This window comes from Streptomyces griseiscabiei, from assembly GCF_020010925.1.
In the GTDB taxonomy this organism is placed as follows: domain Bacteria; phylum Actinomycetota; class Actinomycetes; order Streptomycetales; family Streptomycetaceae; genus Streptomyces; species Streptomyces griseiscabiei.
This window is the reverse complement of record NZ_JAGJBZ010000002.1, coordinates 1,135,359-1,160,003: the sequence shown is the minus strand read 5'-3', so window position 1 is coordinate 1,160,003 and position 24,645 is coordinate 1,135,359. Positions and strand designations below refer to the sequence as shown.

24 protein-coding genes are annotated in these 24,645 nt (G+C 70.8%); 9 read left to right on the top strand and 15 right to left on the bottom strand.

Annotated features, from left to right (window positions below; all coding sequences use genetic code 11):
• Positions 1 to 12: 12 nt before the first annotated feature.
• On the bottom strand, positions 13 to 909 hold the full coding sequence (locus tag J8M51_RS22485; RefSeq protein ID WP_086757992.1) for a DUF5655 domain-containing protein: 897 nt from the start codon (positions 907 to 909) through the stop codon (positions 13 to 15).
• Between the two features lie 570 nt (positions 910 to 1,479).
• Here J8M51_RS22485 and J8M51_RS22480 point away from each other — a divergent pair.
• Positions 1,480 to 2,997, top strand: coding sequence for a hypothetical protein (locus J8M51_RS22480; protein ID WP_143673261.1), 1,518 nt, complete (start codon positions 1,480 to 1,482; stop codon positions 2,995 to 2,997).
• A gap of 37 nt (positions 2,998 to 3,034) precedes the next feature.
• On the opposite strand, the gene J8M51_RS22475 is transcribed toward J8M51_RS22480, so the two are convergent.
• Positions 3,035 to 4,381: a hypothetical protein gene (locus J8M51_RS22475; protein ID WP_256965315.1), complete on the bottom strand. Its 1,347-nt coding sequence runs from the start codon at positions 4,379 to 4,381 to the stop codon at positions 3,035 to 3,037.
• Positions 4,382 to 4,452: 71 nt separating this feature from the next.
• A complete protein-coding gene (locus J8M51_RS22470; protein WP_256965313.1) occupies positions 4,453 to 4,836 on the bottom strand; it encodes an aldo/keto reductase in 384 nt (127 codons plus the stop codon).
• Positions 4,837 to 5,133: 297 nt separating this feature from the next.
• Between J8M51_RS22470 and J8M51_RS22465 the strand changes: the two genes are divergently transcribed.
• Entirely contained in the window at positions 5,134 to 6,312 is a 1,179-nt protein-coding gene (locus tag J8M51_RS22465; RefSeq protein ID WP_086757986.1) for a N(5)-(carboxyethyl)ornithine synthase, read from the top strand.
• A gap of 787 nt (positions 6,313 to 7,099) precedes the next feature.
• Positions 7,100 to 7,525, top strand: coding sequence for a DUF5994 family protein (locus J8M51_RS22460; RefSeq protein WP_086761094.1), 426 nt, complete (start codon positions 7,100 to 7,102; stop codon positions 7,523 to 7,525).
• Positions 7,526 to 8,439: 914 nt separating this feature from the next.
• Here J8M51_RS22460 and J8M51_RS22455 read toward each other — a convergent pair.
• Complete coding sequence (locus J8M51_RS22455; protein ID WP_086761092.1) at positions 8,440 to 8,925, bottom strand: DUF5994 family protein; 486 nt, start codon at positions 8,923 to 8,925, stop codon at positions 8,440 to 8,442.
• Between the two features lie 151 nt (positions 8,926 to 9,076).
• Between J8M51_RS22455 and J8M51_RS22450 the strand changes: the two genes are divergently transcribed.
• The 6 genes from J8M51_RS22450 to J8M51_RS22425 all read left to right on the top strand — a co-directional run bounded on the left by J8M51_RS22450 (position 9,077) and on the right by J8M51_RS22425 (position 12,157).
• Positions 9,077 to 9,328, top strand: coding sequence for a hypothetical protein (locus tag J8M51_RS22450; RefSeq protein WP_086761090.1), 252 nt, complete (start codon positions 9,077 to 9,079; stop codon positions 9,326 to 9,328).
• A 156-nt stretch (positions 9,329 to 9,484) separates the two neighbouring features.
• The gene (locus J8M51_RS22445; protein WP_256966000.1) at positions 9,485 to 10,036 is read left to right on the top strand and encodes a DUF5994 family protein; all 552 of its coding nucleotides are present in this window, start codon (positions 9,485 to 9,487) and stop codon (positions 10,034 to 10,036) included.
• A 348-nt stretch (positions 10,037 to 10,384) separates the two neighbouring features.
• Complete coding sequence (locus tag J8M51_RS22440; RefSeq protein ID WP_317852984.1) at positions 10,385 to 10,747, top strand: hypothetical protein; 363 nt, start codon at positions 10,385 to 10,387, stop codon at positions 10,745 to 10,747.
• Between the two features lie 147 nt (positions 10,748 to 10,894).
• On the top strand, positions 10,895 to 11,491 hold the full coding sequence (locus J8M51_RS22435) for a DUF5994 family protein (protein ID WP_256965998.1): 597 nt from the start codon (positions 10,895 to 10,897) through the stop codon (positions 11,489 to 11,491).
• A 10-nt stretch (positions 11,492 to 11,501) separates the two neighbouring features.
• On the top strand, positions 11,502 to 11,777 hold the full coding sequence (locus tag J8M51_RS22430) for a hypothetical protein (RefSeq protein WP_086761084.1): 276 nt from the start codon (positions 11,502 to 11,504) through the stop codon (positions 11,775 to 11,777).
• Positions 11,778 to 11,845: 68 nt separating this feature from the next.
• Positions 11,846 to 12,157 (top strand): STAS domain-containing protein, encoded by a 312-nt coding sequence (locus J8M51_RS22425; RefSeq protein ID WP_086761082.1) that lies wholly within the window; start codon positions 11,846 to 11,848, stop codon positions 12,155 to 12,157.
• 505 nt (positions 12,158 to 12,662) lie between these two features.
• Here J8M51_RS22425 and J8M51_RS22420 read toward each other — a convergent pair.
• From J8M51_RS22420 to J8M51_RS22370, 11 genes are all read right to left on the bottom strand, one after another.
• Entirely contained in the window at positions 12,663 to 13,001 is a 339-nt protein-coding gene (locus tag J8M51_RS22420) for a thioredoxin family protein (protein WP_086761080.1), read from the bottom strand.
• 989 nt (positions 13,002 to 13,990) lie between these two features.
• A complete protein-coding gene (locus J8M51_RS22415) occupies positions 13,991 to 14,239 on the bottom strand; it encodes a DUF1622 domain-containing protein (protein ID WP_086761076.1) in 249 nt (82 codons plus the stop codon).
• Positions 14,236 to 14,673 carry a DUF1622 domain-containing protein gene (locus J8M51_RS22410; RefSeq protein ID WP_086761096.1) on the bottom strand — a complete coding sequence of 146 codons (438 nt, stop codon included), beginning with the start codon at positions 14,671 to 14,673 and terminating at the stop codon, positions 14,236 to 14,238. The genes J8M51_RS22415 and J8M51_RS22410 overlap by 4 nt, the downstream gene beginning before the upstream one ends.
• A gap of 39 nt (positions 14,674 to 14,712) precedes the next feature.
• Positions 14,713 to 14,955, bottom strand: a complete 243-nt coding sequence (locus tag J8M51_RS22405; RefSeq protein ID WP_086761074.1) for a hexameric tyrosine-coordinated heme protein — start codon at positions 14,953 to 14,955, stop codon at positions 14,713 to 14,715.
• 12 nt (positions 14,956 to 14,967) lie between these two features.
• Positions 14,968 to 16,056, bottom strand: coding sequence for a DUF4331 family protein (locus J8M51_RS22400; protein WP_086761072.1), 1,089 nt, complete (start codon positions 16,054 to 16,056; stop codon positions 14,968 to 14,970).
• 73 nt (positions 16,057 to 16,129) lie between these two features.
• Positions 16,130 to 16,534, bottom strand: coding sequence for a tautomerase family protein (locus J8M51_RS22395; protein WP_086757418.1), 405 nt, complete (start codon positions 16,532 to 16,534; stop codon positions 16,130 to 16,132).
• Between the two features lie 128 nt (positions 16,535 to 16,662).
• Positions 16,663 to 18,813, bottom strand: a complete 2,151-nt coding sequence (locus tag J8M51_RS22390; protein WP_256965146.1) for an ATP-binding protein — start codon at positions 18,811 to 18,813, stop codon at positions 16,663 to 16,665.
• Between the two features lie 227 nt (positions 18,814 to 19,040).
• Positions 19,041 to 20,069: a PucR family transcriptional regulator gene (locus J8M51_RS22385; protein WP_086757422.1), complete on the bottom strand. Its 1,029-nt coding sequence runs from the start codon at positions 20,067 to 20,069 to the stop codon at positions 19,041 to 19,043.
• A gap of 631 nt (positions 20,070 to 20,700) precedes the next feature.
• Complete coding sequence (locus J8M51_RS22380) at positions 20,701 to 21,948, bottom strand: cation:proton antiporter (protein ID WP_086757420.1); 1,248 nt, start codon at positions 21,946 to 21,948, stop codon at positions 20,701 to 20,703.
• Between the two features lie 504 nt (positions 21,949 to 22,452).
• A complete protein-coding gene (locus tag J8M51_RS22375) occupies positions 22,453 to 24,015 on the bottom strand; it encodes an SPFH domain-containing protein (protein ID WP_086757414.1) in 1,563 nt (520 codons plus the stop codon).
• Positions 24,016 to 24,104: 89 nt separating this feature from the next.
• Positions 24,105 to 24,614, bottom strand: coding sequence for an NfeD family protein (locus tag J8M51_RS22370; protein ID WP_086757412.1), 510 nt, complete (start codon positions 24,612 to 24,614; stop codon positions 24,105 to 24,107).
• Positions 24,615 to 24,645 lie beyond the last annotated feature (31 nt).

Sequence of the window (24,645 nt, the reverse complement as noted above, 5' to 3'; positions counted from 1 at the left end):
GCCGGCAGGCGATCACGCCGCCGCGTAGCTGGCCCGGAACAGATCCTGCGCCCGCTCCACGTCCTTCGGCGTACGCAGCTGCACCTCCAGATCACCCGTACCGTGGTGACCGAGACCGGACACGTCACGGGTGAAGCCTGGAATGAGGTCGACGTTCTTCGGATCAGCCTTCAGGTAGACCAGCAGCTTGCTGCGCTGCGGCGGGCAGAGGCAGGCAAAGTTCCGCAGCCGCTGATAGGCCCGGTACTGCTTGCGCTCGACACGGTTCACACCGTCCCCGAGCCCGAGCAGGACCTCGTCGACCGCGCCCGCCAACTCCACCATCGACTCGCCCTGGAGGTCGGCCGCCGCCCGGGCAACCGCCGGGTGACGCGCCCAGCGGCCCACCTGCATGCCGCCGCTCACAGACGCCACGGTCTCAAGCCCGACCAGGTCGCTGCCGAAGAGGCGGTAGCGGACCAGGTCGATCGACCGCCGGTGTTCACGCACGGCATGCACGTCATAGCGCGTGAAGTCGCCAGCGATACAGACCAGCCGCGGTCCGCTCCACAGGACCTGGGCCGCGGCCGTCACCCCGAGCCGGTCGCGGACCATGTGCTCGAACTCAGCGCGATGATCCATCAGCCACGCCAGGTAGAACAGGCCCTGGTTGATGACGCCGGCGTCGACACCGCGCTTGTACTCAACAATGACCGGCGAACCGTTCTCGTCCAGCCCGAGCGAATCGATCCGACCCCCGTGAACCGGCCCCGTGCCGTACTCGCTCGCCAGGAACCGCACCCCCAGCAGTGTCTCCATGTGCGCTTCGACGAGACCCTGCACATCTGCCTCGACCTCAGCAAGCCGCGGCGTAACCTCGGTCACCCCGCCCTTCGTCATATCCGTGCGGAACAGCTTCAGGCCCGACACCTTCCCCTCCTCGGCTCAGAGATCATCAACGCCGAGGGGTGCGGGATTGTTTCCGCGAGAAGCTACGGAGGCGCGAAGATTGTGCGAGATCGTACGTACAGCCCGGCCGGAGAACGCACGCGTCCCCCGGCCACCGGGAATCTATGATTCCCCCATGTGTCCCCCGGGCCCCGGGGGACAGCGCAAGGAAGCTGCCTTTATACAGGTCAGCCCCCGTAGCTCAGTGGATAGAGCAGGCGCCTTCTAAGCACCTACTCTATTCGGCATGTCGCGTCCACATCAAAACCGTGAGCTTCTTGGTGGTGAATAAGTCTGACGGGATTCCCTGGAAACGCGCCCTGTGACGGGATAACGCAACGGTTCTCTGGACTCCCTTCCCGACCCATTTAGTTCGGGCGATGCAGTCCTGACCTCATTGCCGCGGCAGGTACGACGCCCAGGCCGGACGGTCCCGAGCACTACGGGTAACCAGCGGTGAATCGGCGGGCCCAAGTGACGGACACCTTGAAACCGGCCAGCTCTCAGGACAAATGCTTCGCGCTCTCTCGCCAGGGCGAGGATCATGGCGGAATGGCTGCGTACATGTATGACCGGCTGGTGACGGAGGACGAGTACCGCCAGCGCGTCCGGCGGCACCGTCCCAGCTCGCTCCTGCCTCTGATCGCTGCTGCAGCGGCCCGCTACGGCTCACCGCAGCGGCCGCAGTCGTGGTTGGAAAGCCCCTCTCTGAAGTACACGCCGTGGGCCCTCGCCGATGCAGCCCGCGTCTGCCTGGCCTATGGCACCGAGCACCTGCGCTCCGAAGCCACCGAGCGCGACCTGCTGGCGATCCTGGCGGCGTACTCCAGCCTGAAGGAACCTACCCTGCACGGCGCGGACGAGGACGCAGTCCGCCTACGCGACTTCCTGATGCGCCTGGGCGGCGAGCAGATGGCCTGGCAAGCGCCGGAGTTCGTCAGTCTCGCCCGCACCGCGGCGCTGTACCTGCACACCCCATTCCCCGCTCGTCGACAGCCCGGCTGCCTGGTCCCAGGATGGGACACCGAGGTATTCGGCTGCCCGCTGCCCGACTACGTCGGCACGACACAACTGCTATGGGGAAGCGCACTCTTGAACGCGGGCCGTTTCGATGCCGCCATCTTCGACAGTGCTGACGGGGAGAAGTTCGAACGTGTCGTCAGCCGGGAGACTGTCCTGCGGGTTGTCGAACGGCACTTCGCCACGGACGTGGCCTCCATCAAAGCAACTGAGAAACAGACCATGGAAAACCTGGCGAAGGTGGCCGGCGGCAAGGCGGCCCAGCTACGGCGCTTCACGTACAACCCACTGCTCGGCCGGCCGGCGGTCACGGGCTTCGGTGCCGGCCTGCTGTGCCCCTCCCCGCAGCTGGTCTGGCGTAAAGCAACCCCGCCCGGCATCTACCACACGGGGCTTGAACACTTCGGCAGTGCCTTCCTGGAGGAGACCGGCTACCTCTTCGAGGAGTACGTGGGCCGTCAACTCCGGCTGATACCGGATGCCGACGTCGTCGGAGAGATCACCTACCGGGTCAAGCGCAACGATCGGCACAGTGTCGACTGGTTTGTCATCTTCGACGACCTCGTGCTGCTCGTAGAGGTCAAGTCCATGATGCCGACCGAGAACGCCCGGCTCGGCTTGGAACGCGGAGTGGCCGAACGCGACGGCAAACTGGCCCGCGCCTACCGTCAGGTCAATGCCGCCTCGGCCCTGATCGAACAGCGCCATCCGGCGTTCGCCGGCATCCCGGCCGACCGTCCACGGCAGGCACTGATCGTCACCCTTGAACCGTTCCCCGTCGCCAACGCCAACCTGCCCCACGTCGACCTGCCGACCAGCAACATCCCGACCACAGTCGTCGCAGCCCAGGAAGTCGAACGCCTGGTTACCTTGACCGACACCACGCCCAACTGCCTGCTTCTGGAACGGGCAGCCGACCCTCAACGCTCTACCTGGGCGCTCAACGAATGCCTCACGGGACACAAGGGTGCCCGCAACCCGATCCTCGACCAGGGATGGGCGTCCTACCCCTGGTCAACCGGCCGACTGTCGACCGCGGGTTCGGCGTAGTCCCTGTGCCCGACGCCGTCCGCTCGGCGAGCACGCGTCATCGCCCTGCCCGCCGTTCGGGCCCCTCCGGACTCCATCCCCTCAGATACGGCCTCAGTTCATCCGCTGTCGGGTCACGAGGAATCGGCATCCCCTGAGGCTGGCCCAGAGGATCGATCGCCCGCCCGTAACCACGTGCCCACTCCAGCCAGCGCCGGACGGACTCCAGGGCTTGCTCGTCCGCGCCCCCATCCAGCTCAATGAGACGGTGCTCCAGGGCATCGCAGTACTCACCGATCACGACAGCCTCCCGCCATCGCCCGGCTTCCTCGCGCAGCACCTCGGCGAACTGCTCCCGGACGGCAAGCTCCTTCGCTTCCTCCATGGCCTCCCGCCAGCGCACTGCACGCTCTTCTCTCGCGCGTTCCTCGCTCTCCCTACGCCGAGCGTCCTCCACCGCTCGCGCCTCGATCTCGCCGAGGACCAGCCCCAGAGACTGTTCAAGGGTCCGGCTCTTGCGGTCGCGCCAGCGGCCGGGTCTCCCGGTCAGCCCGTGGGCGACCTCCACGACGAGACGCGAGGACCGTTCCGGATCCGTGGACTCGGGAAACTCCTGCCTGATGGTGACCGGATACGCGAAGCCTTCGACAACGACGTCCATCCCACCCTCGCGCGGTCTGTAGGACGACCCGGCCTTCCGCACCTCGTGCCCGCGCCGCGCCGCCTCGGAGGCCAGCCCCTGGAGCATCAGAAGCGATCTGCGGCGCAGCGCAGGCGGCATCACCAGCCGCCTCACATCATCCTTGAGCGCAGCCACAACCGGATGAAGGGACGCCAGCCGTGTGGGTACCCGAACCGTCGGCGCGTCCGCCTTCGGCCTCTGGCTCCGGGCATTGGGATGCGGGCCCTTCGCGAGGAAGAACTCCAGACCGAGCCGACCGTACGGCACCTTCTCGATGCGCTTCCCCTCCGGCTCCATGCCGTGCCGCTTCGCGTAATTGACGACCCGCCGCCATTCCGCGATCTCCTCATCATCGGCATGGGCGAAGCGGACGTGCCCTTCAGCGAGGAGCCGTTCGACCAACTCACGAGCTTTCGCCTGCCGTGCGCGGGCGACGGGCCGCTCGCCGTACGACGCCGAAGGCTCCACGGGCGCAGACGGTTCACCGCGGTCGGCAGACTCCGCGTCGTCAGGATGGCGGCCATGACGGACGTAGAACCGGCCGGCCTCCGTGATCTCGGCACGAGCAGCGCCGCCGCCCTTGTCCACCGTCAAAAGCCCACGGTCACGCAGGGCATACGCCGAGCGCCAATCGCGCGGCGTCAAGGCTCCGGATTCCTCACCGGTCGCGAGCCGCTCAAGCAGCTCGCGCTGCCGTTCGTTCGGAGCAGGCCGTCGTTCCACAGCCTCCAGCCCACACCACATAGGCACGCCCTGTACAGACCCGAAAGAGCGGCTCGGGTCCTGGCGCGGATTCAGATCGAGACGGGCGCGTGTTCCTCGGCGTAGCGGGCGCCGAAGCCGTCGTGCAGCAGGATCTCGTCGGTCGTGGCGAGGTCGGTCCCGGTCAGAGAGACGTCGACGGCGCCGGCGTTCTCCTCGATGCGCTGGACGCTGCGGGCGCCGAGGCTCGGCACGACGTGCTCACCCCGGGTGGGCAGCCAGGCCAGGGCCAGCTGGGAGACTATGACGCCCTTGGCCGCGGCCAGGTCGCCGAGCCTGCCCTCGGCCTCGACGTTCTTCTCGAAGTTGTCGGGCTGCCAGCGGGGGTCGACGTTGCGCATGTCGGTGTCGTCGTATTTCGTCGGCGGGCTTGGCAGGATGGGAGAACAGCGGGACAGCCCAATCGGCCCTCTCATCTGCATGGTGCCGGACGTCCTCCGGCAAACGCTCTCACGGGAATCGCTGTTTGTCGTCGGGCCGTAGCGCCTTCAGGCCCGCGCGAGCGTCGACCGAGGCCGCACCCGACGGTGCTGACCAGCACCGGGCGACCCCGATCCCCGCAGAGACGGATGCCGCCGCTCGGAAGCGAACGGAGACACGCATATGTCGCCCGGACTCGGCTCCCGCCCGTGCGCCTGCCCCTGGCCCCGCCCGTCGCGGCCGGCTGCCGGCTTGCCCCGGTGTGCTACACAGGGAGTAACCAAAGGGGCATTTTGCAGCAGCTCACGCTCGGAATCATGTCGCAGACCCGCAAGGAAAACGAGCATCGTCTGCCCGTTCACCCCGCCCATTTCGACCGCATCGACGCCGGTCTCCGCAAGCGCATCTACCTCCAGGAAAACTACGGAGAACATTTCGGCGTCCCGGACAGCCGGCTCGCCCCGCTCGTCGCGGGCTTCCGCACACGCGAGGAACTCATCGCCGACTGCGATGTCATCCTGCTGGCCAAACCACTCCACGAAGACCTGGCGGAACTGCGCGAGGGTCAAATCCTGTGGGGCTGGCCGCACTGCGTCCAGGACGAGAGACTCACCCAGACCGCCATCGACCGGCAGCTGACCTTGATCGCCTTCGAAGCAATGAACCACTGGACCCGCAGCGGCGCCTTCAACCTGCACGTCTTCCACAAGAACAACGAGCTGGCCGGCTACTCCTCGGTCCTGCACGCCATGCAGCTGACCGGGGTGACAGGCGACTACGGGCGGCGGCAGCGCGCGGTCGTCATCGGCTTCGGCGCGACCGCCCGCGGCGCGGTGACCGCGCTCAGCGCCCTGGGCGTGCACGACGTCGACGTGCTCACCGCGCGTGGCGTCACCGCCGTCAGCTCCCCCATCCACTCCGCGCGGATCGTCCACTTCGACCACGACAAGGCCGACGACACCCTCGACCCGCGACGCAGTGTCGCCCTCACCGAGGACGGCCCGCTGCCGCTGGCCGAGTTCCTCGCCGGGCACGACATCATCGTCAACTGCGTGCTGCAGGACACCGACGCGCCGCTGATGTTCCTGATAGACGAGGACCTGCCCAAGCTGGCCCCCGGCACCCTGGTCATCGACGTCTCCTGCGACGAGGGCATGGGCTTCGAATGGGCCCGGCCCACCACCTTCACCGACCCGATGTTCACCGTCGGCGACCACGTCAGGTACTACGCGGTGGACCACAGCCCCTCCTACCTGTGGAACTCCGCGACCTGGGAGAACAGCGCGGCCCTCCTGCCCTATCTGGACATCGTGCTCCAGGGCCCCGACGGCTGGGACACCGACGACACGATCCGGCACGCCATCGAGATCCGCCGTGGCGTCGTCCAAAACCCCAAGGTGCTCGCCTTCCAGCACCGCACCGCCAAGTACCCGCACGCCCACGAGGAGATCCTGGCGGAGTCGCGGCCGTAGCGTCGGTGCGTCCGGTGCCCAGCCCTCCTGCGACCGATGTCCCGAGCCGCCGCGCGGCGGCGCCTCGCGGAGCTCTGGGTGATCTTGTCCCGCTCGTCCGACGGAAACCGCGATGCCAGATCAGGGGCTCGGCCTTCGGTGACGCCGCGGGTCTGGTCCGCCGGCCGTGGGGCTCATGTCTGGTCGTTCATCATCGTGCGCTTCCTGCTTCCTGTGCGTCGTGCCGGATTCGCGGAGCGGCATGGCCCCCAGTCGTGCAGGGCGGTCAACCCGTTGCCAACCCGTGTCAACGCGATGCCGCTTGCGAACCGACGCGGTTGTGACACGGGCGGGAGTACGGTGGAGAAGACGAGGACTTCCGTATGCCGGAACTGAGACCGGCCGCCCCGGACCGTCGCCTCGTGTTCGGGTCCACCGGGCCCACCTTCCTTCCGCAGCACGCCACCCGTCCTCCCAGGGCAGCCCGCGAGCCCGGCCGCGCCACCGGCATCCAGGCCGAGGAGCCCCGTATGCCGCTCAGTCCGACCACGTCCACGACGGTCACGCCGTCGGACACCGTCCCGCTGCCCCAGGGCTACGACAGGGACGTCCCCCTTCCCGGCGCTGTGCCTCGTCGCCCTGACCCTGCTCTCGTTCGGCGAGAGCGGGCACAACCACCACCACGCCGACCCCACCAGCGGCGTCGACCGCGGCCGGCTCGACCCGTCGGCCGAGTCCGGTCCGCGTCGCCACCCGCCGCGCCTGACATCAACCATTCACCCATGTACGGCAGTTGGCAGGAGATCTCATGACCACCGCACTACAGCCCCCGCTTCCCTCCCATCCTCTCCTTCGCCTGCGCCTGGCACCGCGCGGCGGCATGCCCCGCCCCATCGATGGAGCGTGGTGGCCTCGTTCGTACGACCTGCTCGCCGAACTCCCCCAGCTGCTCGCCGGGTTGCCGCGCGCGTGGGGCCATATCACCAGCGTCACGGTCAACGGGGCGACCTGGTCCGCGGTGCCCGGCCGGATGCTCGTCTCCAACCAGGTCGTACAGCTGCACCGGACCCTCACGGCGTCTGCCGCGCACACCATCGTCCTTCTCGCACCCGGCCAGGGACGCTGGGACCTGATGGTCGTGCCACCTAATACGACCGAGGAGGCCGCGGAACCGCTCATGGCGGCCGGGGCGGACGGTCAGGCGCGAGAAGAGGTGACGAAACCTCGATGTTGATCTCGTGGGTCCCGGCGGGGGTCAAGCGCGTGCGGCAAGCGGTCCGGTGCGGACTGCGCTGCCCAGCGCGGACAGAGAGGCCGATGCCGTACGGACCAGTTTGTCGCCGGGCGGGTGCGCCAGCCAGATAGCTGGGACAGGTGAAGGGGACGACCACCGCCCTGGGCCGGCGAACTCGGCGGTCACCCTGTGCGCGGACACCCGCGCTTCCCGCCAACGCGAGCCGTCGCGGGATGGTCCTCACGGCCGTTGGGGCGAGCGGGATTCAGCCTCAACGCAACCGGGCCCTGAGGACTGGGGCCGGGGCCGCAATCGGCTCCCCCGCGGAAGGCGGCTCCGGTCCGCCAGGGGACGCCTGCCCCGGACCCCAGGATTCGAACGTCCTCTTGCTGACCCGTCGTGCAGTTTTCCGCAGGCGTGCGTCTCCTCGCCGCCGAGGGCGGCGGGTCTGGGACGCCGAAACCGTGGAACCCTGGCATCGAGTTCGCGGTTCGGAACAGAGCCACGGGCTGGCGTGCTCGTGCGACCGACGATGGTCTCGCGAGAGCGTGCTGCCGGGTGACGCGGCCGTGTCGCTCAGCGGGATGCGCTCGTTGCCGGTCATTACATGGTGCGTGCGTGGGCGGCTCGCGGCAGACCGGGCCGCTATGGCAGGCGGCTGGATTGCCCTGAGACTGTTTGCAGGTGCCGGTTCGCGGAACCCGGACTGTGGGCCTCACGGTTGGCTGAACCGTGAATCGCCTCCTTCAATCGTGGGGCCGGGTGGCACCCGGTCCCACGAGCACGTCACGGACGCGAATCGGATCCATCCGGCACCCACCAGTGTGCGCCGACAATCCCCAGGCGCCTTCGACAGCACGGTCATCCCGGCGCCGGCACCGGACTGACACGACGGCCGCCTCGGCTGACCGGCGTCAAGTCTTCGGCGCCGCCCGGCCGGTACCGGTGTTGATGAGGATCTGTTCGGCTCGCGTGACGTTGTCGGCGCGGACGGCTTCGGCCATCGCGGTGCGTGCCGCCTCGGGCGTCGCGTGCGGCGGGATGACGAGGAGGGAGAAGTAGTCCTGATCACCCCTGGTGATGAGGACGGTGTCGTCGCCGATCGGGAAGGAGTCGATGCGGACGACGCGGTCGTCGACGAGCAGTCGCGTCGGCAGCGCGTCCCAGGCTCCGGCGTCCAGACCGACGCGCGTGAGCGGCCCGAGGTACTCGGTCAGAGCGGAGATCAGGGCGGGAAGCTCGGCTGCGATATCACGGGAGCACGGCCACCACGCCCCGTCGAGGACGCCCCGCCGGTCATGCGTGGTCTGTAGCCGTACGACAGCCGTCCCCGGCTTCACCGCCTGATGGACGGCGTCCGGCAGGAGCCTGGTCACACGCGGGGAACCGGAGTCAGACATGACGCCCGCCTGTCTGCGAGAGATACGGAGTGACTTCCTCGCTTCACGGTACTCCGCGGCCCGCAGCAGTCGGAAAGCTCGCTGGTCACACAGGCCGGAGTAGGGTGAAAGATCCAGTCCACGGATCCACGCCCAAGAGGGAACGGTCGTCATGCAGCCCCAGGAAACGCCCCCCGACGGACACGTCGACGTCCGTATCGTCGCCGCCTCCCCCGAGGTCGCCCGCCGGGTCGCGGAGGTTCTCCGTCGCTGCTTCGCCACCACGGAGCAGCGCAGCTATCCAGCGGACACCGAGGGAGGGACCCGCCTCGAGCTCACCGTAGACACCACCAGCGCGGCAGAACCGGCGCGGTCCTGGCTGGAGACCAGCCGCTCCTCTGGCCAGGACGGCCGCCGGACGTGAGGGGATCTCCGGGAGCGGTCCGTTCGGCCTCTTCGGGGAGTAGCGTGAACCCATCGGGAGCAATTCGCGCACCGGCTTCGATACCGGTGCCGTTCCTGGTGAGCAACGGCACCGGACAACTGTTCACGCGCAGGGGTTCGGAGACGGGTTCGCACGATGTCCGCGATCACCGACCATTCCTCCCCGCGCGCGGTGCCCTTCAAGATCCCGACCGCCCGCCTCGCCCTCAAACCCGTGAGCCCCTCCCCGGGGCAGGTCGAGCTGGACGGCGCCTGGTGGCCCCGCTCCCGTGACCTCAGCGACGAACTGCCCGCGCTGGCCGACGTCCTGGACCCGCTGTGGGGGCGGATCACCCGTATCGCCGTCAACCCCCGCTACTGGCCGGTCATCCCGCAACGGATTTTCGTCAACGGCCATGTGGTCAAGGTCGGTTGGTTCACCACGGAGCGGGACCCGCACAAGATCCTGCTGCTGTCCGGAACGTCGGGCCGCTGGGACCTCCTGGTGATACCTCCGGAGGTCAGCGCCCCGTCGGCCGCCCGGCTGATGGCCGCCGCGAGCGCGAGCACCACCCCGCAGTCGACCGCGACCGCTCTCCTGGCGGCGGAACTGGTCGACACCCCCTCCACATCGTCCGACGCCGACACCGGACGGCCCGACCGGCCGGCAGCGGAGATGCGGTCATGTGCGCCGCCGCCCCGGCCGTGACGAGGCGGCCCGGATCGCGTAACCACCGCGTTGCCACGGACCGTCGCCGGACGCGGAAGGCCGCAGGGCGCCGGGCCACGCACCTGCCGAACACACGGCGAAGCACTCCGCCGTTCCGCCTCGCTCGTTCCCCGCGAGGAGCCACCCACCGGACAATAGCGAGGCCGGCCATGATCGTTGCACGGAGCATCAGGAACCAGGCGCAGACGATGAAGGGCAGGATCACGGAAGAGCTCGGCCGGGTCACCCGCAACAGGCGACTGCAACGCCGAGGCAGGAACGACCGCGTCTCCGGAAGCCTGAAACAGGCCGTCGAGAAGACCAAGGACGCCTTCAGGCGGAACGGAAGTGGCCCCCGATGATGTACGACCAGATACGCGCCCGGCAGTCCGCCGGTCAGACTCCGGGCCGGGCCGGGCCGGACGCCGTAGCCCGAGCCCGGAGCCGCTGCTCCCGTCGGACGAACAGGACAAGATCGCCGACCGCCTCCGGCACGCCCTCAACACCTTCGCCGACACCCCGCTCGATGCGCTGGAAGAGGCCGAGAGCGCCTACGACGAAGCCAGCGCACAGCTCGTGAACGCTCCCGCGAAACGACGGCGTCTCCTGCGCTCCGGCTGGCAGGGCCAGAACCCCGACGCACAGTCCGACGAACTTCGGCACGCCCTGAGGCAGTACCGGGAGATCACCCAGAGACTGCTCCACATCTAGGCGGCCACTCCTCCGCGTCGCGGCCGAGCGCGGAGTAGTGTCGACAGTACCGAGGGCATTTCGCACACCGGCTTCCACGCCGGGTCGTTCTCGGCGAACCATGAAACCCGGGCCGCCGCAGCGGCGGCCCGGAGACGGGTCCGCATCATGTCGGCGACCTTGCACCCAACCCTGCCGCACCCCGAGCCCGTCGCAACCCCGGCCACGCGTCTCGCCCTGAAGACGGACGGCGCCTCCCGTGGACTCCTGGACGGTGCCTGGTGGCCCCGCTCCCGGGATCTGCTGAGTGAACTGCCCGCGCTGACCGACGTGTTGGACCCCTTGTGGGGCCGCATCACGCGCATCGCCGTCAACCCGACGTACTGGCCGGTCATCCCGCGCCAGGTTCCCGTGGACGGCCACATCGTCAAGGTCGGCTGGTTCACCCCGGAGATCGACCCGCACAAACTGCTGCTGCTCTCCTACGGCACCGGCCGCTGGGACCTGCTGATCATCCCGCCCGAGACCGGAGCGGAGTCGGCGGCCCGGCTGATGGCTGCCGCGTCCGATTACGACGGCCCGCCCCTGACCGCGAGCGCGCTCATCGCCGCGGACGAGGCCCGGCACGGCGTCGGCGCGACCGACGAGCAACTGGACCCGGACGAGGCATGGGAATACGAGGGCGGCGCCTGGACGGTGTCCGCGGCCGTCCCCCACCAGCCCAGTCGGACCAGTCGGCCCAGTCGCCTGATCGTCGGTATGTGAGGCGGCCGCCATGAACGCCTTCCTGACGGCCGCCGCCTTCATCGTCCTCATCGCAGCGGCGGCATACGTGATCCACCGGCTCAACATCGAGCACGCCGACAGAATCGCCGCGCACCGCTACAGCGCCGCCTTGCCCGGCCGCCGCGGATGCGGCACGCCGCTACCACCGGTGGAACCCGGCCGGTCCCAGTCGCCGACCTCCGGCGAGCATTGGGACCACCGCGACGGGGGCCGTGGCCGCTTCCCGCCCCGCCGCCGACGCAGCCGTACCACTCACCACAGGTGACCAGCCGGTTTCCGTCACCAGGCCATCGAATCTGCGAGTGGCGGCCGGGGCCCATGAACCGAGGCATCATGACTCTTCCGCAGCTGAACATCTACCGGCACGACCGGGGCGCGCGAGCACTGATCACCCTGGCCGGCGAAATCGACCCGGTCACCGCGCCCCAGGTGCGGACCGTCCTGGAGCGGTGCCTGTATGACGGCATCACCACCATCGACGTCGACCTGACCACCGTCGGCCTCTGCGACACCAGCGGCCTGCGCGTCTTCCTCGACGCGTCGCGGCACGCCGCCGAGACCCACACGTCCCTGCGACTGCACTACCCGTCCCCGCAGACCGCACGACTCCTCGCGGACACCGGCTCCGATCGAGCGCTCCTCTGATGAACCAGGCCAGCCAGAACAACGGTGCGGAGATGCCGCTTTGACACGGCGGATAGTCCGGCACCCGGTACCTGCTGTTATCGGTGGTGCGGTGGGGGGCGGAATCGTGGCGATGCCGGGCGCGTGCTCCGGCTCGCCTTGCGGGCATTCTGCGCGGCGGTGGTGGTTCTTCGACATGACGTACTCCTTGGCCGGGCCGGGCCACCGTCCCGACACCGCCTCGTACGACTGCCCTGGACACGACGGAACGCAGAACCGAAATGGGATGGGTTCCGGGCGCGCTGGTCTCCGTCGATGCGGGTCGGGCGGTGCTGCGCTCCAGGCGCGGCACCGAGATGGGGCCTGCGTTTCCGGAGGTCGTGGCCGGGGCCGTGCCGCCGGACGCCACCGTGCTGGACGGAGTTATGTGACCTGCGGGGGTGTCTCAGCCCCAAGGGGTCTCAGGCGGCGCCGCTCCCATAGACGAGACGTGACGGGCGTCGCGGCCACGTGCCGCAGCGGCCGCTCAGAGGTGGCCGTCCAGGAACTTCCGTACCTCGGCGATGGTCATAGGTCCCGTGCCGGACGCCACCGCCTCTCCCTCCTTCAACAGGACGTAGGACGGGGCGCCGGTGATCCCGTATCGCTCGGTTGCGGCCGGACAACGCGTGATGTCGGCGCGGACGGCCGTCAGGCGGCCCGTGTAGTCGTCGGCGATGCCACCCATGACGAGGTCCATCACCCGGCAGGGCTCGATTGCCTTGGGCCATGTCCCGGTGAAGTATGCGAGGACCGGAACTCCGCTCATCCCGAGGATGAAATTGAACTCCGCGTCCTCGCGGGGTCGGTGAACCCGCGTCGCCATGGAAGCTCCTGACCTCGTGTCCGTTATTCCATCCCCATCATCCCTCGCGCGGTGTGCCAGGCCGGCCCGGTCGGTCGTCCGGCTGACCTGTCGGAAGGGAGGCACGGGGCCGTCGAGAACGTCCCCGGCGCGAGCGGCCCGGCCCCCTGGTGACCCGGCCTGGCCGCCCCGCCGGTCACCCAGCGGCAGCCCGCCGCGCGCCCGTGGGCCGGCTCGTGCCAGAACAGCGCCCTCCACGACGACAACCACGCGCACGCCGCCCGCTCCCACACCACCGGCCGCACCCACGACCTGACCTTCCGCGCCGGCACCGCGCTCTTCGGCCACCTCGGCATCGATTGGATCCGCCGGGGATAACCGGAGGCACTCCCAAGTGTGCGTCGCGCAGTGTCGTGAACGGGCGTCGAAGTCGGCGCGACGCCGCGTCGGCAGGGCCATGGGCTGCGAGGTGGTCGTCGGTGCGTTCGCCGTGGGTACGCCGACGGCGTCGAAGTCACGCCGTGGAGAGCGCACGAATTTCGCCATGCCATGAGCAGCCGATCAGGCTCCAACCGAGACCTTGTAAGGCGATCCTTTGGGCCACCAACCACCGGAGCCCTGTGCACGTTTCGACTTCCCTCGTCTCTTGGCCACGCCTTCGCTCGTTGGTCGCTGTGCTGCACTGGGTGCGCCAAGGGTGGCCCAGCGGTGTGTGGGGAACACCAGCCCACCCGCACCCACACGTCCTATATAGAGCCGAAAGAGCGGCGAGGGGCCGTGGGAGTTCCCTGGGACTTTTCTGGGACTTCCGGCTGCATCGACGAGTACGAGTGTGAAACAGTCGAAAGGTCATTCACGCAGGTCAGCGACTCGCGACCGCCCGTCGAGGCAGGTCACGGCCCTGGCTGGTCTCTTCCGGGACATCTGACGAGCGAATGCCGCCGCACCTCGCCTGACCTGCCACTTAGCGGGTCAGGGTGGAGTGCGGCGGCATCTCTGGGGGGAGCCGGTCACCGGCGGGAAGCCGAGGCGCGCAGGCCCGCGTTGAGCAGCATTCTGACGGCGGCGGTCGCCGCGGCGGTGGCCAGGGACCGCCACGACGGCTCTGCGGCGAGGCGGATCAGCCCCGCCGCGAGGAGGAAGTCGGACAGCAGCGCGACCGTGGGCTGGACCCGGCGGAGACGGAGACCGACGCGGACGGCGGAGACCAGTCCGAGCAGGGTCACCAGCGAGGCCGCCTGATGCAGTGCCCCCGTCATGACGGGGGCGCCGGAATCACCGCGGGTCCGTCGCCCGGCATCCGCTCGACCTCCCTGCGCTCGTGCTCGATCTCCTTGCCCAGGAAGTGGTTCAGGACGGTCCGGATGGCGGCGACCGCGGCCAGCTGCCCGATCTCCGTGAACGTCGGCGCGACGGCCGTACGCAGGATGTCCCCGGCCAGCTGGAACTCCAGGCCCAGCGCGAGAAAGCGCCCGAGGGACAGCCGGACGCGGTTGAACTCCCACCGCGGCTCCCACGCCCCCGCCGGGGAAGCCTTGGTACGCCGTCCCCACCGCGCCCCCGCCGTCAGGAGCCGCGCGAACGCCCACAGCGCGCCGACGAGGATGACCAGCGCGCCGGCGAACTCCACCAGACGCACCATCGTGTCGACGGTCTCCTTCAGCAGCGGCTCCGGAAGCAGCTCGCCCGCCATGAGGGCACTCGCGCGGCCCGGCACCTCACCCACCGCACATCACTCCGCCGCCGCCTCGCGCCAGTAGCCGTTCGCGGCGGCGATGGTGGCGAACTCGACCGCCACGACATGTCCGATCGCGATGAGCGAGTCCGGGTTCTCGGCGTACACCGGGCGCAGTCTGCCGCGCACCGCGTCGTCCGGCTGGGTCGCCTTGATCACCAGACGCGCCATCTTCAGAGCCAGCGCACGCCCTTCCTCCGGTGTGGCGGTGATCAGGCTGTTGTCGGGTACGAGTGTCATTCGATCGCTCCGTCACTCGGCCGTGCGCGCGACCGGCGCGACATAGGGGAAGGTGTTGGTCGGGCGGGCGGTGACGCAGTCCTTGGTCAGACCGGCGTCGAAGGGGGTGTTGGTCGCGAGGCTGAACATCACGTCGACCACGCTGTCGGTCAGGGTGCGGCCGTTGCATCCGGCGAAGCCGTACACCGCCGGGCTGCCGACGCGGTAGGGCAGTACGTCGGGGAAGAGGAAGCCGGTCATGACCTCCCCGTAGGCGCGCGCGTCCTCGGCGGTGCGCGCGTCCTCGGCGGCGCCGTGGGCGGCGACCACGTCGGCGATCCGGCCGGCGATCAGGTCGGCGTACAGCTCCCGGTCCTGGTCGGGCCGGGTGGTGTTGTAGCGGTCGCCGAGGTCCGGGTCGTGCTGGCTGAAGAGCGGCTGGAACATCGGGTGGCCGGCGCGCTGGATCTGCCGCCAGCCCCCGGCGTCGGTGGCCAGGATGCTCACCGCCCAGGTGCCCAGGGTGTGCGCGCCGCCCGTCTGCCGGAGCAGTTCCTCGTCGGGGATCTCCAGAACGATGGAGTGCACGGTCTGCCCGGCGAACACGTTGGTGGCCTTGCCGCGGTCCCAGCCGGACAGGTCCACGCGCTCGCCGTGGCCGAACGCCTCGCCGACGGCGACCAGGACGTCGTGGTCGATCCAGAACGGGTCGCCCGCGCGACCGGCCCAGACCCGCTCGCCCCCGCCACCGCCCCCGGCGGCCTCCCTGCCGGTGACGCCGGTGACGCCGGTGACGACCTCGGTGCCGGCCCCGATCCCGGTGGCGTCGTCGGACGACGGGGCGCCGGTCAGCCGGTGCAGCGTCCAGGACTGTTCGCCGTCGGCGCCGGGTTCACCGAACGTGAACCGGTAGGCGAGGTCCTGGCGCGCGTCGCCGTCGGTGTCGATCCGGAACTCGTAGCGGCCCTCGTGGTGGAAGCCGTGCGGGGCGTCGGGGCCAGTGATGGAGTTGTTGACGTTCAGGACGAACACGGTGCCGCGCTCACCGCGGAAGACGTAGAAGTCGGTGATGTCGAGCCGGACGTCCTGACGGGCGGCGGGCGAGTCGAGGTGGTGCGACATGCGGATTCCTTCGGTGGAGGGTCCGGGGTGAGGTGGGGGGGGGAGGTGGCAGGACGGGGGCGCGGTACGGGGTTCAGTGGCCCGGTACGGGGAGGTCGCCCTCGATGTACTGGGCGCGGCCGTCGGCGAACGACCAGTCCTCGGGGCCGTTCTCGAAGTAGCTGATGAACAGGTCCTTGCCGTCCACTCCGGCGGCGGCGAGCCGTTCGGCGAGCTTCCTGTACAGGTGCTGCTTGTCCCCGGTGGAACGGCCGCGCTGGGTGAAGATGTGGACGATGACCGTGCCCGGTGTGCGCTGGAAGCCGAGTCCCGCGTCCAGGGCGACGATCTCGTCGGGGTCGTGCTGGGTGATGATCTGGAACCGGTCGCGCTCGGGGATGTGCAGCACCTCGATGAGGGCCTGCTGCACCGCGTCGGCGACGGCGCGGACGGACTCGGGATCACGGCCGCGGATCATGTCGATGCGTGCCAGGGGCATGGGGGAACTCCTCGGCGGTCTGCTGGTCGGGCACCGGTCTGGCGCCGTGTCACCAGCATCGGCCCGGGGACGGCCCCGGGTCGTGAGCAGTTCTGCTCAACGGGTACCTGTCCGGGGCCCGTGGGTACCTACTTCGCGGCCCACCAGGCGGCGATCCGGGCCCGGGAGGAGAAGCCGAGCTTGGTCAGGATGCGGTTGACGTGGTTGTCGACGGTGCGGGGGGACAGCACCAGCTCGGCGGCGATCCTGCGGTTGGTCATGCCCCGGGCGACCAGCGCGGCGACCTCTTCCTCCCGGGGGGTCAGCCCGCTGGCCCCGGCCTGCGAAACGGCCGGTTCGGTGCCGATGCCGACGCCCGTGCCGGCGCCCGTGACCGTCCCCGTGCCCACCCCCGTACTACCCGGACCCGGACCCGTCCCCGTCCCCGCGCCGAGGGCGTAGGCGATGATCCGGTCGGCGCCGTCGATCGCGGCGCCGGCCGCCAGCGCCTGTTCGCAGCCGGCGGGGCCCAGGGCCTCCTGGACCTGGGCCGTGCACCGGGCGTGGTACTTCTCGTGGTGGGGGCCGCCCGCGGCGACGGTGAGGCCGATGTCCTCGCGCAGGGCCCGTGCCGCGCCCAGCAGCCGGGCGGCCCGCCGGTGGTCACCCGCCGACGCGGTGATCCAGGCCAGCTGCTCGGCCATGTTCGCGACACCGATGTTGTCGCTGAAACCCCGCAGGGTGGCGAGGGCGGACAGGGTCCGCTCCTTGGCCTCGGTCTGCTCCCCCAGCTCCCATGCCCGCCTGCCCAGCACCATCAGCAGATGCGCGCGGGCCCACCGCTCCCCGTGCTCCTCGGTGTCGCCGAGCGCCTGTGCGCAGGTGTCGGCCGCGCGCGGGTCTCCGTCCAGGGTCTGGGCGGCGCCGAGCGCGCACCGCCAGGCGACCACTCCGGAGCGGTCGCCGAGCGCGGTGTGCGCGGCCACGGCCTGCGCGGAGGCCAGGGACAGCGCGGCCTGCCGGTCCTCGTCCGGGGCGGGGTGGGCCGCCTCGTCGGTCGCCGTCGTCGGGTACTCCAGCGCCGCGATCAGATTGCTGTGGTCGGCCCGCAGCCGGGTCAGGACCTCCGCCTGGCGGGGGCCGAACCAGTCCTGGTGGCAGCGCTCGGCCACGGCGAGGTAGTGGTCGCGGTGCCGTCGCCGCATCCGCTGCCTCTCCGTCCCGTCCGCCAGCCGCTCCCAGCCGTACTGGCGGATGGTCTCCAGCAGCCGGTAGCGGGGCCGCTGCTCGGTGCCCGCGTGCTCGACCAGGGACTGGGCGACCAGTCGGTCCAGCACGTCCAGCACCTCCCCCGCCGCGAGACCGGCGCCCGTACGGCCGCCCGCGCCCGCCGCGGACCCTTCGCCGGCACGGCCGCCCGTACCCACCACAGGCCCCTCGCCCGCGCAGACGCCCTCGGCCGCCTCCAGGGTGAAGCTGCCGGCGAAGACCGACAGCCGGCTCCACAGCAGCCGTTCGGCGGGGCCGCACAGCTCCCAGCTCCAGTCGATCGCCGCGCGCAGGGTGCGCTGGTGCGGTCGGGCGGCGCGGCTGCCGGCCGTCAGCAGCGCGAAGCGGTCCGCCAACCGCTCGATGGCCGGCTCCACGGCCAGGGTGCGCAGCCGGGAGGCGGCCAGCTCGATCGCCAGCGGCAATCCGTCCAGGTCCGCGCACAACCGGTGGACCGCCGCCCGGTTCGCCTCCGTCAGCCGGAAACCCGGCCGTACGGCCGCCGCCCGCTGCGCCAGCAGCTCGGCCGCCTCGTCCCGGGGCAGCGGCGCGACGGCGACGACATGCTCCCCCGTCAGCTGCAGCGTCTCCCGGCTCGTGGCCAGGATCCGCACCTCGGCGGCGACCGTCAGCAACTGCTGGGCCAGCTGCGCGCACGCCTCCACCAGGTGCTCGCAGTTGTCCAGGACCATCAGCAGCCGCCGCCCCGACACGCGCGCCGCCAGCAGTTCCAGCACCGGCCGGGTGCCCTGGTCCACCACCCCGAGCGCCACCGCCGCCGCCTCCGCCACCAGCGCGGGATCACGCACCGGGGCCAGGTCCACCAGCCACACCCCGCCCGGGAACGTCCGGGCCGACGCCGTGGCCACCTCCAGCGCCAGCCGCGTCTTGCCCACCCCGCCCGCGCCGGTCAGGGTCACCAGCCGCGCGCTGCCGAGCAGCCGGCGTACCTCGGCCGTCTCCCGCTGCCGCCCCACGAAACTGGTGAAGACGGCGGGCAGGGCACCCGTCTCGCGCATGGCACTGGTCACGTCCGGCCCATCCCGTATTCCTCGCGTTCCTCACGCGACCACCCGGCACCCGAGCAACCGAGCACCCGGCACCCGAGTCCCCGGCACGGCACTCCGCCGGAACACATCGGTCACGGACCAGTCTTGGAGCTACCAGCGGGTACGCCAAAACCCTCGCCCCCTGCCGCCCGCCCTGTCAAACCAGGACACGGGGGACACCGGCCACCGGTGGCCGGTGTCCCCCGGCTCTAGGGAGCCGTTTCCATGGGGTTCAGGGGTCTGGTCGGCCAGTCGAGGAGACGGGCGCCGAGGACCGCGGTCTGGAGGGTGTAGCGGTCGACGGGGTCGCTCGGGTCGGCGCCGGTGAGGGTGTGGACGCGGGCCAGCCGGTAGGTGAGGGCCCGCACGCTGAGGGAGAGCCGCCGGGCGGTCGAGGCGGCCACGCACCCCGTGTCGAAGTACGCGGTGAGGGTGTCCAGCAGGGGCTGGGCTCCGCCGCGCGCCTGCTCCAGCGGGCCGAGCGTGCTGCCCACCAGGTCGACGAGTGCCTGCCGGTCCCGGGCCAGCACGGGGAAGACCAGCAGGTCGGCGGCGCGCAGCAACGGCTCCTCCAGGCCCATCCGCTGGGCCACGTCCAGGGCGTTGAGGGCCTCCTCGTAGCTGTGGCCGATACCGACCGTGCCGGGCCGGGAGCGGCCGATGGCGACCTGGGCGCGGCCGGTGGCGGCGTAGACGCGTTTGGCGAAGTGGGTGAGGACGTCGTCCTGGTCGCCGGGGGCGATGCACACCATCCGGCCGTCCTTGGTGGTGAACAGGATGCGGCGGTTCTCGAAGCGGGCGAACAGGTCGCTCGCCACCTGGCGGGGTACGGGGTCGGTCTCGTCGTACTTCTCCGGTCCCTCGGCCACGGCGACGGCATGCGCGCGGGACAGCCGCAGGCCGAACCGTTCGGAGCGGGCGGAGAGTTGGCCCTGGTCGCCGCGACCGTGCAGGAGGTCGTCGATGAACTCCCGGCGGGCGGCCTCCTCCTTGCGGACGACGAGCCGCTGGGCGCGTTCGTAGCCGTCGGCGAAGGCGTCCACGGCCTGCTCGATGACGGCGAGGACGCTGTCCGGGTCGGCCGCCCTCGGCCAGTTGTCCCGGCCCGCCGCCAGATGCGCCCGCACCAGCGAACGCCAGCCGTGCCCGGCCTCCGCCGCCCGCGCCCCGAGCGCCCGCCGCGACTCGATCTCGTCCCGCGTGAGCCGCCGGCCGGTGGGCGCGGCGTCCGCGAGCATCTGCTCGAAGCCGTCGAGAAACCCGGCCGGGGCGGACGCGGACGGACTCCGGTCGACCTGGACGGCCCCGGGCGGACGCCCCTCAGCCGGTGCGGGCGCGGACAGGCACCGCTCGGCCGGTGGGCCCGCGGCCGGGGTGCGGCCGGCCACATGGCGACCCGACGCATCGCGTACCGACGGATCGCGACCCACCGGAGTGCGACCGTCTGAAGTGCGACCGTCTGAAGTGCGGTCGGCCGGGACACGACCGGCCGAGGAACGGTCGGCCGGGACACGACCGGCCGACGGCCTCGCGGTCGGAGGACGACCGGCCACGACTCCCTGCCCGGTTACCGCGCCTCGACCCGCCGCCGCCCCGCCCTGTCCGCCCACCGCACCCTCGTCGGCCGTCGCACCCTGACGACCGGCCGCCCTCCGTGCCCCCGGACTCCCGGCACCGGTGCCGCGACCGTTCACGGCCCGGCCGCCCCCTCCCCCGTTCCCGGTGTACCTGTTCCCGCCGTTCATCTGCTGAACGTTCGCGTACTGACCGTTCGCTTGCTGACCGTTCATGTCCTCCCCGTTCCGTTCGATCGAGGGCGATCGGTTTCCGGTGGCCGTGGCGCCGCCCCGGACGGGCGGCGCGTCGGGCTCAGGCGTTCGCGTGCACGGCCTCGGTCGAGGGCTCGGGCGAGGACTCGGGTCGCACCGTCGGCTCTTCCCGGGCCTCTTCCCGGGCGCGGGCCGGCGCGCGGCGGGTGAGCCGGTGGGCCAGGGGCTCGGTCCAGCGGGCGGTGAGGGGGCCGAGGACGACCAGGATGAGGACGTAGGCCGTGGCGAGGGGACCGACGCGGGGCTCGACGCCGACCGCGAGGCCGGCGATGACGATGGAGAACTCGCCGCGCGCGACCAGCGTTCCACCCGCGCGCCAGCGGCCCTTGACCGAGATCCCGGCGCGGCGCGCGGCCCAGTAGCCGGTCGCGATCTTCGTCACCGTCGTGACGGCGGCCAGCGCGAGGGCCGGGAGCAGGACGGGCGGGATGTCGGCGGGGTCGGTGTGCAGGCCGAAGAAGACGAAGAAGACGGCGGCGAAGAGGTCCCGCAGCGGGGTCAGGATGCTGCTGGCCCCCTCGGCGACCTCGCCGGAGAGCGCGATGCCGACCAGGAACGCGCCCACGGCGGCCGACACCTGGAGGTGCTGGGCGATCCCGGCGACGACGAGGGTGAGCCCGAGGACGACGAGCAGGAGCATCTCGGCGTTGTCGGAGGAGACGGCGCGGCTGATCAACCGGCCGTGGCGCAGGGCGACATAGAGGACGGTGACCACGGTGCCCAGCGCGATCAGCAGGGTGAGCGCGCCGCCCGCGAGGCTCACCCCGGCGAGCAGGGCGGTGAGGATCGGCAGGTACACCGCCATGGAGAGGTCCTCCAGGACGAGGATGCTCAGCACGACCGGGGTCTCGCGGTTGCCGAGGCGGCGCAGATCGCCGAGCACCTTCGCGATGACGCCGGAGGAGGAGATCCAGGTGACGCCCGCGAGGGCGACGGCGGCGACCGGCCCCCAGCCGAGCAACAGCGCCATCGCGGCGCCGGGGGCGGCGTTGAGGACGAAGTCGACGGCGCCGGAGGGGTATTGGGTCTTGAGGTTGGTGACGAGTTCGGAGGCGCTGTACTCCAGGCCGAGCAGAAGCAGCAGCAGGATGACGCCGATCTCGGCACCGGTGGCGACGAACTCCTCGCTGGCCTGCAGCGGAAGGATGCCGCCGTGGCCGAAGGCGAGTCCGGCGAGCAGATAGAGGGGTATGGGTGAGAAGCCCACCCGTCCGGCGAGGCGGCCCAGCAGACCCAGGGCGAGGATGATCGCCCCGAGTTCGATGAGCATGGCTGTGGTGTTGTGCACGGGCGTCTGTCCTCCGTTGACGAGTGCGGTGACGGCGTCTGTGCCTGGTGCGAGTTCGGATGCGCGGAAGAGCGCGTGGGTCACGTGGATCGCATGGGTCACGTGCGGCTACGGGTACGGGCACACGGGTTCCCACAGGGGTGGCGTTCGCATGCGTGACATGCCGTCGACTGCCCGAGGGGATCGGGCAGTCGGGGAACCGCTGTCGGGGTTCTGGGACGGCGAGGGTGTCAGTGCGCGGGGCGGTCGCCCGGGCCCGCGGCGCGGCCGGTATCAGGAACGGCGTCGCGAGCGGCGTTCACGACGCGCACGCGGAGTACTCGGCCCATGTCACGCCCCCCAACACGCCGTCGGCTGAACCGCCGACCACCACTCGAACGAATGAGCAAATAAGCGCTCACCAGAGCGTTAGCGCTTGGTAAGGGATTCTAGCGCAATACGAAAAGGTAAAATCACACAATAGGTAAAGCGCTACCCATTTCCCTTTACCTCAGGCTCATCCTGTCACTCGCCGATCTCCACCTTGCCGTTGTCACCGGCCCGCGCCTCGCGATCCCCTGCCGCCGAACCACCCCGCGCCTCGCGGCCCCCTGCCGCCGAACCGCCCCGCACGACGCCCTTCAGGAGTTCCGCGAGGTCAACCCCCGTGGTGGAGCCGAGGAGTTCGAGCCCCTGGGCGACGTTGTCGGCGACCGCGCGGGGAATGCGCGCGGCTCCGTCGGTCGAGATCACCGTCATCTTGTCCACCGCGGCCAGCGGTTCGGCCGCCTTGGCGACGACCTGCGGCAGCACCTCGACCAGCATCTGCAGCACCGCCGCCTCGCCGTACCGCCCGAACGCGTCGGCCTTCTGCCGCATCGCCTCGGCCTCGGCCGCCCCCTTCGCACCGATCGCCGCCGCCTCGGCCTCGCCCTCCAGCCGTACCGCCTCCGCGATGGCGGCCCGCCGCGCCCGCTCGGACTCGCCCTGCCGGAGCCCCTCGACGGCCTCCGCCTCGGCCAGCGCCGTACGCCGCTGCTTCTCGCCCTCACCGGTCAGCCGCGCCCGCTCCGCCTCCGCCTGGGCGCCCGCGATCTCGGCCAGCCGCTCGGCCTCGGCCTGCTTGACCCGGGCCACCCGCCGCGCCTCGGCCTCCTGTTCGGCCGCGTACCGCTGGGCGTCGGCGGGCTTGCGGACCTCGGTGTCGAGCTGACGGTCCTTCAACGCCGCCTGCCGCTCGGCGACCTTCTCCTGCTGGGTGAGGATGTCCTGCTGACGCGCGGCCTCCGCGAGCGGCCCGGCCGCGTTCGCCTGCGCGGCGGCGGAGTCCGTCTCGGCCTTGATCTCGGCCTGCTTCAGGTAGAAGGTCCGCTGGGCGACCGCGATCTCCTCCTCCGCCTTCAGCCGGGCCTGCTCGGCGGCACGCCGCGCGACGGCCTCGGCGATGTCGGCCTCCTGCTTGGCGCGCGCGGCCTCCGGACGGCCGAGGTCCTCCAGATAGGAGCCCTCGGTGGTGATGTCCTGGATCTGGAAGGCGTCCAGGACCAGGCCCTGCCCGGACAGGCTGGCCTCCGCCTCCTCGGCGACCTGACCGGCGAACGCGGCCCGGTCCCGGATGACGTCCTCCACCGACATCCGGCCGACGATGGCCCGCAGCGCGCCCGACAGCACCTCCTGTGTGAAGCCGACGATGCCGTCCTGCTGCATCAGGAACCGCTGGGCGGCGGCCCGGATCGAGTCCTCGGTGCCGCCGACCTTGACGATGGCGACACCTTCGAGGTTCGCCTTGATCCCGCGCAGGGTGACCGCGCCGCGCACCGCCACCGGGATATGACGCGACGACAGGTCCAGGGTGAACCGCTGCTGCACGAACGGCACGACGAACACCCCGCCGCCGACCACGACCTTCTGCCCGCTGTTGTCGGTGAACACCCGCCCGGTCTCCGGATCGGTGGCCTGCTTGCCCCGCCGCCCGGTGACGATGAACGCCTCACTGGGACCGGCCACCTTGTAACGGGTGACCACGACGAGAGCCAGCAGCACCAGCAGTACGACGACCCCCAGCACCGCGAGCACGACAGAACTCATGACAAATACCCCCGAATCACACAAGAAAAGAAGAGAGAAGGAAAAGACGAAGAGAAGAAGGGAGGGGAAGGGAGGAGGGCAGGAAGGGCTCAGCCGTCCACGGGGCGTACGACCACCGACGTGGCGGTCGGCGCCGCCTCCACCCACACCTCGGCGCCCCGGGCGACCGGCCCCGCGCTGCGCGCCGCGCACTTCACCGGCTGGCCGGCGCGCCGCAGCAGCACCTCGCCGAACCCGTCGGGCGGAATGGCGGTCACCACACGGCCCGCGGTGCCCACCAGATCCTCACCCCGCGGTGCGACGGCCGTCCGTTCGCGCATCAGGGCCCGCCCGAAGCGGTACGTCACCCAGGCCGCACCGGCTCCGAGGAGCACTCCGCACCCGGTGGCGAGCACCGGACCCGCGTCCAGCACCTCGGTCGCGAGGACTCCGCCGAAGCCGGTCGCCCCCAGGAACCCGGCGACGACCGGCAACGACAGCCACCCTTCCAGGGCCCCGTCCAGAACGCCGTCGAACACACCCTCCAGCGCCCCGTCGAAGACCAGCGACAGGGCGAGCAGCACGACCCCCGTGATGCCGAGTCCGAAGTACCAGGTCATCCGTGCCGTCCCCCTCCCGCCCCGCCGCCGA

Bases quoted from the DNA above. Each gene is read 5' to 3' on its own strand.
- J8M51_RS22430 (WP_086761084.1), top strand. From the start codon at position 11,502: ATGAACGCCTTCCTGACGGCCGCCGCCTTCATCGTCCTCATCGCAGCG.
- J8M51_RS22420 (WP_086761080.1), bottom strand. From the start codon at position 13,001: ATGGCGACGCGGGTTCACCGACCCCGCGAGGACGCGGAGTTCAATTTC.
- J8M51_RS22450 (WP_086761090.1), top strand. From the start codon at position 9,077: ATGCAGCCCCAGGAAACGCCCCCCGACGGACACGTCGACGTCCGTATC.
- J8M51_RS22425 (WP_086761082.1), top strand. From the start codon at position 11,846: ATGACTCTTCCGCAGCTGAACATCTACCGGCACGACCGGGGCGCGCGA.
- J8M51_RS22370 (WP_086757412.1), bottom strand. From the start codon at position 24,614: ATGACCTGGTACTTCGGACTCGGCATCACGGGGGTCGTGCTGCTCGCC.
- J8M51_RS22470 (WP_256965313.1), bottom strand. From the start codon at position 4,836: ATGAGAGGGCCGATTGGGCTGTCCCGCTGTTCTCCCATCCTGCCAAGC.
- J8M51_RS22410 (WP_086761096.1), bottom strand. From the start codon at position 14,673: ATGGCGGGCGAGCTGCTTCCGGAGCCGCTGCTGAAGGAGACCGTCGAC.
- J8M51_RS22400 (WP_086761072.1), bottom strand. From the start codon at position 16,056: ATGTCGCACCACCTCGACTCGCCCGCCGCCCGTCAGGACGTCCGGCTC.
- J8M51_RS22445 (WP_256966000.1), top strand. From the start codon at position 9,485: ATGTCCGCGATCACCGACCATTCCTCCCCGCGCGCGGTGCCCTTCAAG.
- J8M51_RS22375 (WP_086757414.1), bottom strand. From the start codon at position 24,015: ATGAGTTCTGTCGTGCTCGCGGTGCTGGGGGTCGTCGTACTGCTGGTG.
- J8M51_RS22480 (WP_143673261.1), top strand. From the start codon at position 1,480: ATGGCTGCGTACATGTATGACCGGCTGGTGACGGAGGACGAGTACCGC.
- J8M51_RS22435 (WP_256965998.1), top strand. From the start codon at position 10,895: ATGTCGGCGACCTTGCACCCAACCCTGCCGCACCCCGAGCCCGTCGCA.
- J8M51_RS22385 (WP_086757422.1), bottom strand. From the start codon at position 20,069: ATGCTCGCGGACGCCGCGCCCACCGGCCGGCGGCTCACGCGGGACGAG.
- J8M51_RS22460 (WP_086761094.1), top strand. From the start codon at position 7,100: ATGACCACCGCACTACAGCCCCCGCTTCCCTCCCATCCTCTCCTTCGC.
- J8M51_RS22405 (WP_086761074.1), bottom strand. From the start codon at position 14,955: ATGACACTCGTACCCGACAACAGCCTGATCACCGCCACACCGGAGGAA.
- J8M51_RS22395 (WP_086757418.1), bottom strand. From the start codon at position 16,534: ATGCCCCTGGCACGCATCGACATGATCCGCGGCCGTGATCCCGAGTCC.
- J8M51_RS22455 (WP_086761092.1), bottom strand. From the start codon at position 8,925: ATGTCTGACTCCGGTTCCCCGCGTGTGACCAGGCTCCTGCCGGACGCC.
- J8M51_RS22415 (WP_086761076.1), bottom strand. From the start codon at position 14,239: ATGACGGGGGCACTGCATCAGGCGGCCTCGCTGGTGACCCTGCTCGGA.